5 protein-coding genes are annotated in these 16068 nt (G+C 62.2%); 4 read left to right on the forward strand and 1 reads right to left on the reverse strand.

What is annotated here, in order from left to right; all coding sequences use genetic code 11:
* Nucleotides 1-263 precede the first annotated feature (263 nt).
* On the forward strand, nucleotides 264-7295 hold the full coding sequence (locus tag EFD55_RS08295; protein ID WP_125844211.1) for a DUF4082 domain-containing protein: 7032 nt from the start codon (nucleotides 264-266) through the stop codon (nucleotides 7293-7295).
* 101 nt (nucleotides 7296-7396) lie between these two features.
* A complete protein-coding gene (locus tag EFD55_RS08300; protein ID WP_125844213.1) occupies nucleotides 7397-8581 on the forward strand; it encodes a GTP-binding protein in 1185 nt (394 codons plus the stop codon).
* A 101-nt stretch (nucleotides 8582-8682) separates the two neighbouring features.
* Here EFD55_RS08300 and EFD55_RS08305 read toward each other — a convergent pair whose 3' ends face one another.
* Complete coding sequence (locus EFD55_RS08305; protein ID WP_245438426.1) at nucleotides 8683-9033, reverse strand: hypothetical protein; 351 nt, start codon at nucleotides 9031-9033, stop codon at nucleotides 8683-8685.
* Nucleotides 9034-9448: 415 nt separating this feature from the next.
* Between EFD55_RS08305 and EFD55_RS08310 the strand changes: the two genes are divergently transcribed.
* Both EFD55_RS08310 and EFD55_RS08315 read left to right on the forward strand, forming a co-directional pair.
* On the forward strand, nucleotides 9449-14785 hold the full coding sequence (locus EFD55_RS08310; protein ID WP_183736748.1) for a DUF4082 domain-containing protein: 5337 nt from the start codon (nucleotides 9449-9451) through the stop codon (nucleotides 14783-14785).
* Nucleotides 14786-14830: 45 nt separating this feature from the next.
* Nucleotides 14831-16057 (forward strand): GTP-binding protein, encoded by a 1227-nt coding sequence (locus EFD55_RS08315; RefSeq protein ID WP_125844217.1) that lies wholly within the window; start codon nucleotides 14831-14833, stop codon nucleotides 16055-16057.
* Nucleotides 16058-16068 lie beyond the last annotated feature (11 nt).

Below are 16068 nucleotides of genomic sequence, written 5' to 3' on the forward strand. Positions count from 1 at the left end.
CCGTGCCCGATCGAAGACGCCGCGATCCCAAAGGCTTTTGCCATCACCCGAACCGGTCCAGTACACGATTTTGTGACTTCGCGTGTCTCGCCCATTTCTTGGCCATGCGGCACGGCCGTTCCAAAAGGATGCAGCCAATAGAGCAAAAGGCGTAGGATATACTCGCTTCTTTTTCGACTATACTTCAGTGCCTCGTATGAAGCGATTTCGTATGAAGCGAACCTCATAGATTGATCCTCATAATCTCGCGAGAGGTACCCGCTATGTATCGCAACGCTCGCCGCTGGACTTCGCGCTCACTCCTGGTGGATTCGTTGATTCCCCGATGGTTCACTGTTGGCGGAGGCGGAAAGGAAAGGCCGCGCAAGCCTGCCGAACCGCGCGAGGATAGTGCTCAGCTTGCGGCCTCGGTGCAAACTGCGACTGGAACCAATCAGGGCGCCCTTGTCGACGATCCCCATAAGGACGATCCCCATAAGGATGCGGTGCTCAGCGAGAATGATGTTGGACAGACAGCGGGCGTGAACGGCGACGCGGACGGTCGGGCCGACGATAGGCTCGTAGCGCCGCCCTTGCCTGACACTTTCACAATCAATCGCGAAATGGGAGAGCGCAGCGGTGACCTGGCTGCCGCGTCGGCATCATCCGCTCATACGCCAAGTTTTGCACATTTCGCGCCGGATGCGGACAGAGTTGCGTTCGGGGCGGCACCATCGCTTCCGCGCGCCTATGCTGGAATGAGCTTCATAGGCGACGATCCTCTGGCTTCGTATTTGCCGCAAAGCCCTGCGCCGACAGCTTCAGGGCAAGATTCTGCTGCCGTGGGGGGCGAACGTTCTCACTCGGGCAAGGTCGTCATTCTCGAATCGACGCCATCAGCGCAGTCGACTGCGCATCATGCTGGAGCCGCGCTGGCGGTTGGCATGCCCTATGGTGTGTGCGGATGCGGCTACTATACCTCCCCCACGCGGATTCTCGATTGGGCCCATGGCAGCGGCCTGCTTCAGCAGGACGGTCAGTTGCCGGGGACCAAATTTACCGACGGGCCGGATTATGTGTCGACGATCAAGAAGGCCATCGGCGCCTCGGTCAGTGATCCGCTTCTCGATCGTGACGTATCCTCGTTCGCGGGTTGGCGCGGAACCGCAGAGTGGACGAACTCGGCGATCTCCAACGGATCATTGCCCGGCGGCGGAGAGATGGGAACGGGAACCGGCACCAAGGGTAAAGCTGTCCTTTCCGGCTCGGTGACGACGCCACCTCAACCTTCTGCGCAGCGGTCGTTGGCAACGCAAGATCTGGCGGCCGCGGCAGTGGCGAGCAATGCGATCGTGCTGGAAAATCAGAAGCAGGGCAATCCGGAGAGCGAGTGGGGCATCGACACTGCCAGCACCAACATCGAGGGGTTTGCGACCGACATCAGCGTCGACAACGGCAACACGGTCAGTTTCAAGATCAATACGAATTCCACCAACTATCGGATCGATATCTATCGGCTCGGCTATTATGGCGGCATGGGTGCCCGTAAGGTCACGACCATACAGCATACCGGATTGCAGACGCAGCCCAATCCGCTGCGCAATGCCGCGACCGGCACGGTGGACGCCGGCAACTGGGCCGTCTCGGCGTCCTGGACCGTACCTAGTGATGCCGTCTCAGGCGTCTATATCGCTAAGCTCGTGCGCCAGGACGGCACCTTCGGCGAAAATCAAATCCCGTTCATCGTGCGCGATGACGCCAGCCACAGCGACATCGTCTTCCAGACCGCAGACGAGACCTGGCAAGCTTACAACGGCTGGGGTGGCGCAAACTTCTATGGCGGCAACGGCCCGGCGACGGGGCAGGGGGCAGGCCGCGCCTATGCGCTCAGCTACAACAGGCCGATTGCGACCCGCGACGGGGTCGGCACCTATGCCGGCCCGCAGGACTATTTGTTCGGCGCCGAATATGCGGGCATCTACTGGCTGGAACAGAACGGCTATGACGTCTCTTATATGTCGGGCCTCGACGTCGACCGCTATGGCAGCCTATTGCTCAATCACAAGACCTATGTCGATGCCGGGCACGACGAATACTGGTCGGGACAGCAGAGAACCAATGTCGAAGCCGCACGCGATGCGGGCGTCAATCTGATGTTCTGGAGCGGTAACGAGGTCTATTGGCGTACCCGTTGGGGCAATGCCTACAGCGCCGACGGAACACCTTATCGTACCCTGATCTCCTACAAGGAGACATGGGGCCCCCAGGGGGTCAGCCTCGATCCTACCAACGAATGGACGGGCACCTTCCGCGATCCGCGCCTCAGCCCACCTGCCATCGGCGGCGGCAATCCCGAGAACTCGCTGACCGGCCAATTGTTCAAGGTCGACGACGTCGGCGGCAATCTTGCCTCGATCAAGGTTGCCTATGACGATGCCAACCTGCGCTTCTGGCGCAATACGAGCGTCGCAAACCTTCAGCCTGGCCAGACGGCAACGCTCACCAAGAATTATCTTGGTTACGAGTGGGATGAAGCGCCTGACAATGGCTTCGATCCGGCCGGGCTCGTAAAACTGTCATCGACGACGCTGCCCGTTAGTACCTATTTGCTCGACTACGGAAATACGACCGGTAGTGCGAACGCGACCCACAATCTGACACTCTACCGCGCCCCCAGCGGTGCGCTGGTGTTCGGCGCCGGTACGGTTTATTGGACATGGGGCCTGAGCGACAATCACGATAACGAGGCGACCCCGACCGATCCTCGCGTGCAGCAGGCCATGGTCAATCTGCTTGCCGATATGGGCATTCAACCGGGGACGCTGCAATCCGGGCTCACTGCCACGACTGCTTCGTCGGACCATGTTGCGCCGACCTCCACTATCACCGTACCCGCCACGGTGACCGCTGGATCCACCGTGACGATTTCGGGCACCGCTGCCGATACGGGCGGCGGGGTCATCGCCAGCGTCGAGGTTTCGACCGACAATGGTGCGAGCTGGCATCCGGCGACAGGCGATGAGAACTGGACTTATAGCTGGGTGCCGGCGATCGCCGGTACCTACACGATCCGGTCGCGGGCCGTGGACGACAGCATCAATCTCGAGACACCCTCGGCGGGGCGCACAGTCACCGTCACCGGGCCGACCTTTACATCACTCTTCGGTGGCGCGACGCCCGCGGTCGTCAACACCGACGATGCTGCATCTGTCGAGCTCGGGGTCAAATTCCAGTCCTCCGTGGCGGGCACGGTCAGCGGTATCCGGTTTTACAAGAGCAGCTTGGATACGGGCACACATACCGGGTCACTCTGGTCAAGCACGGGTACGCGACTTGCGACCCTCACCTTCACCAACGAGACTGCGAGCGGCTGGCAGAACGCTTCTTTCACGAGCCCGGTGACGTTGACAGCCGGACAGACCTATACGGCATCTTACCATACGAATGTCGGCAACTATTCGACGACCGCCAATTACTTCCTCTCCAATGTGACGAGTGGGCCGCTGACGGCGCCAGCAAGCGGCAACGGCGTCTATAACTATGGCAATAGCGCGTTCCCGACGAGCAGCTTCGACCAGACGAACTATTGGGTCGATGTGATGTTCAATCCCTCGAATGCGAACAACACGACGCCGACGGCGGTTGCCGATGCGGGGGATGCGACCGAGAAGGGCGGTGTCGCCAATGGTTCGGGTGGTGTGGTTGCCAGCGGCAACGTGCTGACCAACGATACCGATCCGGATGCTGGCGACACCAAGACGGTGAGTGCCGTCAGCTTCGGCGCGACCTCAGGCACGCTCGGTTCAGCGTTGAACGGCACTTATGGCAGTCTCGTTCTCAATGCATCGGGCACCTATACCTATACGATCAACGAAACCAATTCCGCCGTGCAGGCTCTGCGCCTGTCGACCAACACGCTGAACGATGTCTTCAGCTATACGATGCGCGATACCGCCGGGGCCACCGCCACGGCAAATCTGACCGTCACCATCCATGGCGCCAATGACGCGCCGGTGCTGGCCGTCCAGACGGCGACCCAGAACGCCGCTGTCGGCTCGGCCTTCTCCTACGTGCTGCCGACGACCACCTTCTCCGATGTCGACAGCGGCGAGACGCTGGCCTACGCGGCAACGGCTGCCGACGGCACCGCACTTCCCAGCTGGCTGAGCTTCAATGCCTCGACGCGGACCTTCTCCGGCACGCCGACGACAGGCGGGACCTATGGCGTCAAGGTCACGGCAACCGACCTCGGCGGCCTTGCCGCCAACGAGACCTTCAACATTGCCGTGTCGGTGCCCGGCAACACGACGCCGACGGCGGTTGCCGATACGGGGGATGCGACCGAGAAGGGTGGTGTCGCCAATGGTTCGGGTGGTGTGGTTGCCAGCGGCAATGTGCTGACCAACGACACCGATCCGGATTCAGGCGACACCAAGACGGTGAGTGCGGTCAGCTTCGGCGCGACCTCAGGCACACTCGGCTCGGCGCTGAACGGCACTTATGGCAGTCTCGTGCTCAATGCATCGGGCACCTATACCTATACGATCAACGAGACCAATTCCGCCGTGCAGGCGCTGCGCCTGTCGACCAACACGCTGAACGATGTCTTCAGTTACACGATGCGCGATACCGCCGGCACCACCGCCTCGGCAAACCTCACCATCACCATCCATGGCGCCAATGACGCGCCGGTGCTGGCCGTCCAGACGGCGACCCAGAATGCCACCGTCGGCTCCGCCTTCTCCTTCGTGGTGCCGACGACGACCTTCACCGATGTCGACAGCGGCGAGACGCTGACCTATTCGGCAACGGCTGCCGACGGCAGTGCACTTCCCGCCTGGCTTGCCTTCAATGCCTCGACGCGCACCTTCTCCGGCACGCCGACGACAGCAGGCAACTATGGCGTCAAGGTCACGGCAACCGATATCGGCGGCCTTGCGGCCAACGAGACCTTCACTATCGCCGCCGCGGCGGGGCCATCGACCTACAGCCTGTTCTCCGCCTCCAGCACGCCGGCCCAGACGAACCTCAATGATGGTCAGCAGCTCGAGCTCGGCGTCAAGTTCCAGTCGAACGTCGCCGGTGACATCACCGGCATCAAGTTCTACCGCAGCGCCAACGACAACGGCCAGAACGTCGTCGATCTGTGGAGTTCTACGGGCACCAAGCTTGCTTCCGCCACCTTCTCCACCACCACGGCGAGCGGCTGGCAGACGGTGAACTTTACGACACCCGTCACCATTGCCGCCAACACCGCCTATGTCGCCTCCTACCACACGACAGGCGCATACGTGGCGACCGCTAATTTCTTCACCGCCGCCGTCACCAGCGGTCCGCTGACGGCGACAGCCACCGGCAACGGCGTCTACCGCTATGGCGGCTCTGCCACCGCAGGCATTTTCCCGAATGCCACTTACAGCGCCACCAATTACTGGACCGATGTGGTCTTCCGCCCCTCGAATGCGAACAACACGACGCCGACGGCGGTTGCCGATGCGGGGGATGCGACCGAGAAGGGCGGTGTCGCCAATGGTTCGGGTGGTGTGGTTGCCAGCGGCAACGTGCTGACCAACGATACCGATCCGGATGCTGGCGACACCAAGACGGTGAGTGCCGTCAGCTTCGGCGCGACCTCAGGCACGCTCGGTTCAGCGTTGAACGGCACTTATGGCAGTCTCGTTCTCAATGCATCGGGCACCTATACCTATACGATCAACGAAACCAATTCCGCCGTGCAGGCTCTGCGCCTGTCGACCAACACGCTGAACGATGTCTTCAGCTATACGATGCGCGATACCGCCGGGGCCACCGCCACGGCAAATCTGACCGTCACCATCCATGGCGCCAATGACGCGCCGGTGCTGGCCGTCCAGACGGCGACCCAGAACGCCGCTGTCGGCTCGGCCTTCTCCTACGTGCTGCCGACGACCACCTTCTCCGATGTCGACAGCGGCGAGACGCTGGCCTACGCGGCAACGGCTGCCGACGGCACCGCACTTCCCAGCTGGCTGAGCTTCAATGCCTCGACGCGGACCTTCTCCGGCACGCCGACGACAGGCGGGACCTATGGCGTCAAGGTCACGGCAACCGACCTCGGCGGCCTTGCCGCCAACGAGACCTTCAACATTGCCGTGTCGGTGCCCGGCAACACGACGCCGACGGCGGTTGCCGATACGGGGGATGCGACCGAGAAGGGTGGTGTCGCCAATGGTTCGGGTGGTGTGGTTGCCAGCGGCAATGTGCTGACCAACGACACCGATCCGGATTCAGGCGACACCAAGACGGTGAGTGCGGTCAGCTTCGGCGCGACCTCAGGCACACTCGGCTCGGCGCTGAACGGCACTTATGGCAGTCTCGTGCTCAATGCATCGGGCACCTATACCTATACGATCAACGAGACCAATTCCGCCGTGCAGGCGCTGCGCCTGTCGACCAACACGCTGAACGATGTCTTCAGTTACACGATGCGCGATACCGCCGGCACCACCGCCTCGGCAAACCTCACCATCACCATCCATGGCGCCAATGACGCGCCGGTGCTGGCCGTCCAGACGGCGACCCAGAATGCCACCGTCGGCTCCGCCTTCTCCTTCGTGGTGCCGACGACGACCTTCACCGATGTCGACAGCGGCGAGACGCTGACCTATTCGGCAACGGCTGCCGACGGCAGTGCACTTCCCGCCTGGCTTGCCTTCAATGCCTCGACGCGCACCTTCTCCGGCACGCCGACGACAGCAGGCAACTATGGCGTCAAGGTCACGGCAACCGATATCGGCGGCCTTGCGGCCAACGAGACCTTCACTATCGCCGCCGCGGCGGGGCCATCGACCTACAGCCTGTTCTCCGCCTCCAGCACGCCGGCCCAGACGAACCTCAATGATGGTCAGCAGCTCGAGCTCGGCGTCAAGTTCCAGTCGAACGTCGCCGGTGACATCACCGGCATCAAGTTCTACCGCAGCGCCAACGACAACGGCCAGAACGTCGTCGATCTGTGGAGTTCTACGGGCACCAAGCTTGCTTCCGCCACCTTCTCCACCACCACGGCGAGCGGCTGGCAGACGGTGAACTTTACGACACCCGTCACCATTGCCGCCAACACCGCCTATGTCGCCTCCTATCACACGACAGGCGCATACGTGGCGACCGACAGCTTCTTCACCACCGCCGTCACCAACGGTCCACTGACGGCGACAGCCACCGGCAATGGCCTCTATGCCTATGGCGGCTCCGCCACCGCAGGTCTCTTCCCGACCAGCACCTTCAATTCAGCGAACTACTATGCCGATGTGGTCTTCCGACCGCAGCTTGCCGCATGACGGATCAAGGAGGTCGGGAACGGGATCGGAATGAGGCTCATACGACGCAAATGCTCGCCGCGGCGCCGATCGCCCCGCACGTCCACATCCGAGAGGCGTCGATGAGCGGGATCGACCGGCTACCCGTGACAGTGCTCACCGGCTTTCTCGGAGCCGGCAAGACGACGCTTCTCAGCCATGTGCTGATGAATCGTCAGGGCCTGCGGGTCGCCGTCATTGTCAACGATATGAGCGAAGTGAACATAGACGCCAGTCTCATTCGGGACGGCGGCTGCAACCTCTCGCATACGACGGAGACATTGGTCGAGCTCAGCAATGGCTGCATATGCTGTACCCTGCGCGACGACCTCCTGACGGAAGTGCGGCGACTGGCCGAAGAGGGGCGATACGATTATCTGTTGATCGAGGGGACCGGCATTGCCGAGCCATGCCCGATCGCGGCAACCTTTTCCTTCCGTGACGAGAACGGTGTCTCGCTCGCCGATTTCGCCAGCCTCGACACAATGGTCACCGTGGTCGACGCTGCAAACCTGTTAGCCGACTATAGCAGTGCCGATCTGCTTGCCGACCGCGGCATGCAGCGTGACGGTGAGGACCGGCGCACACTCATCGATCTGCTGGTGGACCAGATCGAGTTTGCCGATGTTGTCGTGATCAACAAGATCTCGGAGGCGAGCGACGAGATCCGCGCTGATGTCCGCAAAATAGTTGCCGCGCTCAACCCGGATGCGCGTCAGGTGGAGACTGATTTCGGCAAGGTTTCTCTTGAAACCATCCTCAATACAGGCCTCTTCGATGAAGCAAAGGCCGCCGCGCACCCGCTGTGGCACAAGGAACTGTACAGCCCGGGCGACCATGTCCCGGAAACGGAGGAATACGGAGTATCGAGCTTTATCTATCGCACGAGGCGTCCCTTCGACCCCATGCGGTTTCGAGCATTCCTGGACGAGCCCTGGCCGGGGGTGATGCGTGCCAAAGGCCACTTCTGGCTTGCCACGCGCCCGCGTCATGTGGGCCTGATGTCGGCTGCCGGCGTCCAACGGCGCTGCGAGCCCATGGGACTCTGGTGGGCAGCCGTGCCTCGGCAGGACTGGCCGAACCATCAGCAGTTTCGTCAGCATCTCGAGAGCCGGTGGGACAGCGCCTGGGGCGACCGTCGGCAGGAGCTCGTGTTCATCGGTGTTGATATGGACGAGACAGGTGTGCGGACCGCACTGGACGGATGCCTCGCCAGCGCCGATCCGCGCGACTGGGCCACGCTCGAAGATCCGTTTCCGGCCTGGTAGCGCGGGCGGCGCAGGACGACGTAACCGGCTCGAGCAGCCGGCCGGCCCAGAATTCCTTATCAACCAGCGTCAGCCACCTAGGTCATCACCCTTGCCCATCGTCACGGCTTGGTTCGGCAGCCATTTGCCAGCCGAGATATCTGGTCTCGCGCCCCCGTAAGTTCAAAGCCGGTGCTGTAATCTATCTCACCGGCCTTGAGGGCGAACATAGTGGCGAAATCAGCGCCAGATGTCAGGGCGGCAAGCAGCTTCGGATGCTTTGAGAGAACAATCGTTCGCCGATCGGGACTGTTCCCGTCGAGGCGGATCGTCTCTTTGTACTTCCCAATCTCGAAGCGCGCCGATCGCAGGCCCCTCTCACCAACAGTGGCTTCGCCAATCTCGAAGATGAGACCGCTCTTGGCGTCGCACCGGACCATGTAACAAGCCTCGATGTCGCTCGCATCAACCATTGAGCATGTTCCGACCGCTCCGGTATGCGAACCGGTGAGCTTAACCCATGGAGCGGGCGGCTCGACTTCCTGTGTGAGCGCAGGCGATGCCGCAAGGCCCGCGCCAAACACACACGCTGTCACGCCAACCACGCCTGCGACTACCGGTCTGCGGAACCTCATCCTATCCTCGTTTTTCTACGACGTTGCGAGCCCAATAGCGTCTCGACTTGGACGCGCTTGTCAAGATCGATTGAGAGGAGACGCAGAGCTTCGCAGTAGCCGCAGGCAGCTTTGCGACTTTGTCGGCCGGTATGCGTTGAGGATCATCATATCGGCGTAGGGGATACCTCCCTCATACCCCTGATTGCTGTCGTACGTTCCCTTAGCAAAGGTGCCAGAATGAACGTCTTGCTATAGGCCGAAGGGCCGGCCGATGCGGAAGGGGATGCCGCTGATGCGGAGAATTCGCGTTAGTAACCGTGAGTACCTGAGTACATTTGGTGGAGCGTTGAGTATCTGTCGTGCACCCTCAGCCTGGAGCGCAGTGCTGGGAACCGCGACGGTTGTATCTTCCACGAGTACCGATGGTTCCCTCAGTTTTGCCAATCTCGACGGGGCTGCCGTCCCGTCCTCCTTCACAGGTTCCTTTACCGGCAATATCATGCAGCCCGCCGCGCCGATCTCATCGGGCGGCGTGCTGACTGCCTCGATACCACCGACGGCGATGCCTGCGCCTGCAGGCGACGGCGGCGCGCAGAACACGTCCGCCAAGACGGCGTCGGTTGCGACGGTGTTGCAGACGACGACCACGCCATCCGAGCGCACCGTGCTCGGCCCCGACCCGTACGAGGAGGCTGCGACGCTGCCCGCCGCGCCTACGCTGACGGGTGTTACCAGCGATGCCGGCACGGGAGGCGCTACCACGCCGCCGGCCGATCCTGCCGCCGGTTCCGGCACGACGTCATTGCGCCTTCAGACCTCGATAGCCTCCATCTCGCTGGGGCCAAGCCAGGACGCTTCCGCCGACACGGCTGCGGCGCCTGCGGCGCTTGCAGCACCGGTGGCGGCGGCTGCGGCTGCTGCAACTGCGGCGACGCCCAACAAGATCGCGCTCGAGAACATGAAGCAGGGCAACCCCATCAGCGAATGGGGATTGACGGGCGATGGCAACGGCACCATCCAGGGCTTTGCCACCGAAATCAGCACCAATATCGGCCAGACGGTCGATTTCAAGATCGCCACGGATTCCACCCATTACCGCATCGATATCTATCGCATGGGCTATTATGGCGGGGCCGGCGCGCGCAAGGTCGACTCGATCGAGAAATCGCTGACCACGGCGCAGATCCAGCCGCATCCGATCGTCGACATGTCGCTCGGTCTCATCGATTGCGGCAACTGGTCGGTCTCGGCCAGCTGGCAGATCCCTGCCGATGCCGTCTCGGGCGTCTATTTCGCCAAGCTGGTGCGCGAGGACGGCACCGCGGACGCAAGCATCATCCCCTTCGTCGTGCGCGACGACGCCTCCACCAGCAATATCGTCTTCCAGACCTCGGATACGACATGGCAGGCCTATAATGCCTGGGGCGGCGCCAGCCTCTATTATGGCGAAGTGCCCGTCGATCCTGCTGCCATGATCGGCTACCTGCCGCCGAACTGCAGCTGCGGCCTGCAGGCGATCGGCCGTGCCTCGGCGGTCAGCTATAACAGGCCGATCATCACCAATACGAGCCCGGTCGGCGGCTCCCACGATTATATCTTCGGCGTCGAATCCTCCGCCATCTCGTGGCTGGAGCAGAACGGCTACGACGTTTCCTATATATCAGGCGTCGATGCGGCGCGCAGTGGCAGCTTGCTGCTCAACCACGATGCCTATCTCTCCGTCGGCCATGACGAATACTGGTCTGCCGAGCAGCGCGCCAATGTCGAGGCGGCCCGCGATGCGGGTGTGAACCTCGCCTTCTGGAGCGGCAATGAGTGCTACTGGAAGGTTCGCTGGCAGAGCAGCATCGACGGCAGCGGCCAGGCCTATCGCACCATGGTCTGTTACAAGGAGACCTGGGGCACGAGCACGGATCCGAGCAATGTCGGCACCGGCACCTGGCGCGATCCGCGCTATGCCGATCCGGGGCAGGAGCCGGAGAATGCGCTGTCGGGCACCATGTTCCAGGTGGACGCCTACCGCCAGGATACGATCTCCATCCCCTACGACTATTCGAACCTGCGCTTCTGGCGCAATACCGATGTCTCCCAGCTGAATGAAGGCCAGACCTACAGTCTGGTGCAGAACTTGCTCGGCTATGAGTGGGATTCCGATGTCGAGAACGGCTTCCGGCCGGATGGTCTCATCAACCTGTCGCTCTCGTCGGTCTCGGTCGATACCTATCTGCGCGATTACGGCACGACGGTCGGTTCTGCAGTCGCCACCCATAGTCTCACCATGTACCGGGCGGAAAGTGGCGCGCTCGTCTTCGGCGCCGGCACCGTCTTCTGGTCCTGGGGATTGAGCGACAACCACCAGGGCCCGGCCACGTCAACCGATCGCAACGTGCAGCAGGCGATGGTCAACATGTTCGCGGACATGGGCATCCAGCCGACCACGCTCGATGCCAGCCTGATCCTCGCGACCAAATCGACCGACATGCTGAAGCCGACCTCGTCGATCTCGTCGCCCAACATTGGAGCAAGCTTCCTCGAAGGCCAGCACGTGACGATCACGGGAACGGCGCAGGATTTCGGCGGCGGCATCATTGCCGGCGTGGAAGTCTCCACCGATGGCGGCCAGCACTGGTTCAAGGCGACAGGCCGCGAGAACTGGAGCTATAACTGGGTCGTCCAGGCAAGCGGCACCTACACGATCATGTCGCGCGCCGTCGACGACAGCGTCAATCTTGAGGCGCCATCGGCCGGCAAGCAGGTCACCGTCACGCTGCCGGGAACGACGGGCCTGTGGACGCTCGCGGAAAAGCCGGCGACCGAAGTGGCGATCGATCGCGATCCCGTCGAGCTCGGCCTGCGCTTCCAGACAACGACCGCAGGTTCCGTGCAGGGCATCCGCTTCTATAAGGGCTTCTACAATATCGGCGACCATGTTGTCAGCCTCTGGAAGGCCGACGGAACGTTGCTGGCGACTGGCGTGTCCGTCGATGAATCGCTCTCCGGCTGGCAGACGGTGATGTTCTCCAGCCCGGTCCAGATTGCGGCCGGTACGACCTACGTGGCCTCCTATCACAGCAGCGGTTACTACTCGGTGACGAGCAATTATTTCAACGGCGGCACCTATGCCAGCGGCGCGGTGAAGGCCGTCGATGGCGGTGGCGTCTTCGCCTACGGCAGCACTGCCGGCATATTCCCCGGCCAAAGCCCCGGCACCGGCACCAATTACTGGGTCGACGTGGTCTTCGATGCCGGCCCCAATAGCGCGCCCGTCGCGACCGACGATACGGGCCTGACTATCTCCGGCAACGATACCGTTGTGATCTCGATCGCCTCGCTTGTCGGAAACGATACCGATCCCAATGGCGATGCGCTGACGATTTCGGCCGTTGGCAATGCCGTCAACGGCACGGTGACGCTCAACAAGCAGAACGGCACCGTCATCTTCACGCCGACCAACAATTATTCGGGGCCGGCAAGCTTCACCTATACGCTGTCGGATGGGCGTGGCGGCACGGATCAGGGCAGCGTCAGCCTCACCGTGAACCCGGGTCCCGCCGGGGAAACGCTGTTTACGTCAGGCGAAGGGCCGACGGGCGCAAGCTTCAACGACGGCCAGTCGATGCAACTCGGCATGAAGTTCGTCGCTTCGACCCGCGGCACGATTACCGGCATCCGCTACTACAAAGCGGCCGGCGATAGCGGGCCCCATACCGGCTCCCTGTGGACGGCAGACGGAACGCTGGTTGCGACCGTCACTTTCGCCGACAGCGGATCCGTGAGCGGTTGGCAGACCGCGACATTCACCAACCCGGTGCATATCACAGCCGGCACGACCTATGTCGCCTCCTACAGCACGACAGGCTCCTATGTGGCGACGGCAAATTATTTCACGTCAGCCCATACCCATGGCTCGCTGACGGCGCTCGCCGGCAGCAATGGCGTCTACGCGGTCGGGGTTTCGGCATTTCCGACTTCGAGCTACCAATCGTCGAACTACTGGGTGGATGTCGTCTACAACCAGGCGACGGGCAACGCGGTGCCGGTTGCCGCCAATGACAATGGCTACACGACCTATTCCGACACGGCGCTGTCGATTGCCGCAGCCAGCCTGCTTGCAAACGACACCGATGCGGATGGCGATCCGCTCAGCATCACCGGTGTCAACGGTGCGGTCAACGGAACGGTGACTTTCAACAGCCAGACCAAGTCCGTCACTTTCACGCCAACGGCGGGTTATACGGGTGCGGCTAGCTTCTCCTATTCAATCTCGGATGGGCTTGGCGGAACGGCGTCGGCCACGGTCAGCCTCACTGTCGGCACGCCGCCCGGCGGGGGCACGACGTCGAGCCTGTTTACCGGCGCAGACACGTCGGGGGTTGCCGGCGCCAATGACGCCAACTCTGTCGAACTCGGCGTCAAGTTCATCGCTTCCGCCAATGGCCAGATCACCGGGCTCACCTATTACAGGAGCGCCGGGGATAGCGGCACGCATATCGGCTCGCTGTGGACCGCGAGCGGCCAGTTGCTCGGGCAGGCAACCTTCATCAACGAGACGGCGAGTGGCTGGCAGACGGTGAGCTTCACCCAGCCGATCAGCATCACCTCAGGCACCACCTATGTGGCGAGCTACCATTCCAACGGCTTCTACTCGGCATCGGCCAATTATTTCACGACCGATCATACGAGCGGCGCGCTGACGGCGCCGGCAAGTTCGGTCAGCGGCGGCAACGGCGTCTATGCCTATGGCACGGGCAGCCTGTTCCCGACCGCTTCCTACAATGCCACCAACTACTGGGTCGACGTGCTCTATAAACAGGGCGCGCAGAATGCGGTTCCGGTCGCCGTCAATGACAGCGGCTTTACGACCAACACGGGAACGCCTGTGACCATCCAAGCTTCGGCTCTGCTGGCAAACGATACCGATGCCGATGGCGATCCCTTGTCGATCACCGGCGTCAGCGGCGCGGTTAACGGCTCGGTCGCCTACAACGCCCAGAACCAGACGGTGACTTTCACGCCGACGGCCGGCTATTCCGGCCCGGCGAGCTTCAGCTACGCCATATCAGACGGCAAGGGCGGCACGGCGGCAGCCAATGTTGCGCTCACCGTCAACAACCCGGCGGCAGGACCGGAGCAGAACGTCTTTGCCGCCAATGCGACGCCCTCGGTCGTCTCGGTCAACGACAACCAGCCGGTCAATCTCGGCATGAAATTCCAGGCCGATACGGCAGGCTGGATCACCAGCATCCGCTTCTACAAGGGGGCAAACAATACAGGCCCGCACAGCGGCTATCTGTGGACGGCGTCGGGCACTCTGCTCGGCAGCGTCACCTTTAACAATGAGACGGCCAGCGGCTGGCAGACCGCGCAGCTTACCCAGCAGGTCGCGATCCAGGCGGATACGACCTACGTCGTTTCCTACTCGACATCAGGCAACTACTCGGCAACAGGCAATTACTTCGGCAGCGACGTGACGAATGGCGACCTGAAGGCACCCGCCGGCAACAACGGCGTCTATGCCTACGGATCGGGCGGGTTGTTCCCGACGAGCAGCTACAACAGCACAAACTACTATGTGGACGTGGCGTTCAAACCGCAGCTCGCGGCGTAAAGCCCGCGAGTATGCAAGGCATGCTGTAAAAGGTGAGTATCGACGATGCGTACAGACAATAGATTGCCGGTCACGGTTCTCGCCGGGTTTCTCGGCGCCGGAAAGACGACTGTGCTCAACCATGTGTTGAGCAATCGTGAAGGTCGCCGGGTAGCTGTCATCGTCAATGATATGAGCGAGGTCAACATCGATGCGGATCTCTTGCGCGAGGGGGGCGCAGACCTCTCGCGCACGGACGAGACGCTGGTGGAGCTCACCAACGGATGCATCTGCTGCACCCTGCGCGATGATCTCCTGAACGAGGTCCGGCGGCTCGCCGCCGCCGGCCGTTTCGATTATCTGCTGATCGAGGGCACCGGCATTGCCGAGCCGCTGCCGGTCGCAGCCACCTTCTCCTTCCGCAACGAGAGCGGGGCAGCGCTCTGCGACGTGGCAAGGCTCGACACGATGGTCTGCGTCGTCGATGCGGTCAATCTGCTTGCCGATTACCAAAGCGCCGAATTCCTTGCCGATCGCGGCGAAAGACGTGACGGCGATGATGAGCGCAAGCTCGTCGAACTCCTCGTCGAGCAGATCGAGTTTTCCGATGTCGTCATCATCAACAAGGCAGGCGAGGTGCCGCCCGCAACGCTCGCCGAGGTTCGCCGGGTGGTCGCGGCGCTCAATCCGGATGCCCGGGTCATCGAGGCGGTCTTCGGCCAGGTGCCGCTTGACGCGATCATGGATACCGGCTTCTTCAGCGAGGCGAAGGCCGCTCGTCATCCGCTCTGGCACAAGGAACTCTTCGGCTGGGGCGACCATGTGCCGGAGACCGAGGAATACGGCATTGCAAGTTTCGTCTATCGCAGCCGCCGGCCCTTCGATCCCGCGCGGCTGAGCGATTTTCTGGCCAGGAAATGGCAGGGCCTCATCCGCGCAAAGGGCCATTTCTGGCTGGCCACAAGGCCTGATGAGATCGGCCTGCTGTCGATTGCCGGCACCCAATGCCGCATCGATACCAGGGGGTTCTGGTGGGCTTCCGTGCCGCGGGCGCAATGGCCGCGTTATCCGCAGTTCCGCCAGCTGATCGAGCGGCACTGGGACGATGTCTGGGGCGATCGCCGCCAGGAGCTCGTCTTCATCGGTTCCGGATTCGACGGGCAAGCCATCCGCAGCGCGCTCGACGATTGCCTGGCCGGGGAGGAGACGGGCTTCGATCCGGAGACCGCCATCGGCCTTCGCGATCCGTTTCCGGCATGGCGGCACGATACGCACGCATCGGACCGAAGATGAACAAGTTTTTG

Origin of the sequence: Rhizobium pisi, assembly GCF_003938655.1 — a bacterium.
GTDB lineage: Bacteria > Pseudomonadota > Alphaproteobacteria > Rhizobiales > Rhizobiaceae > Rhizobium > Rhizobium pisi.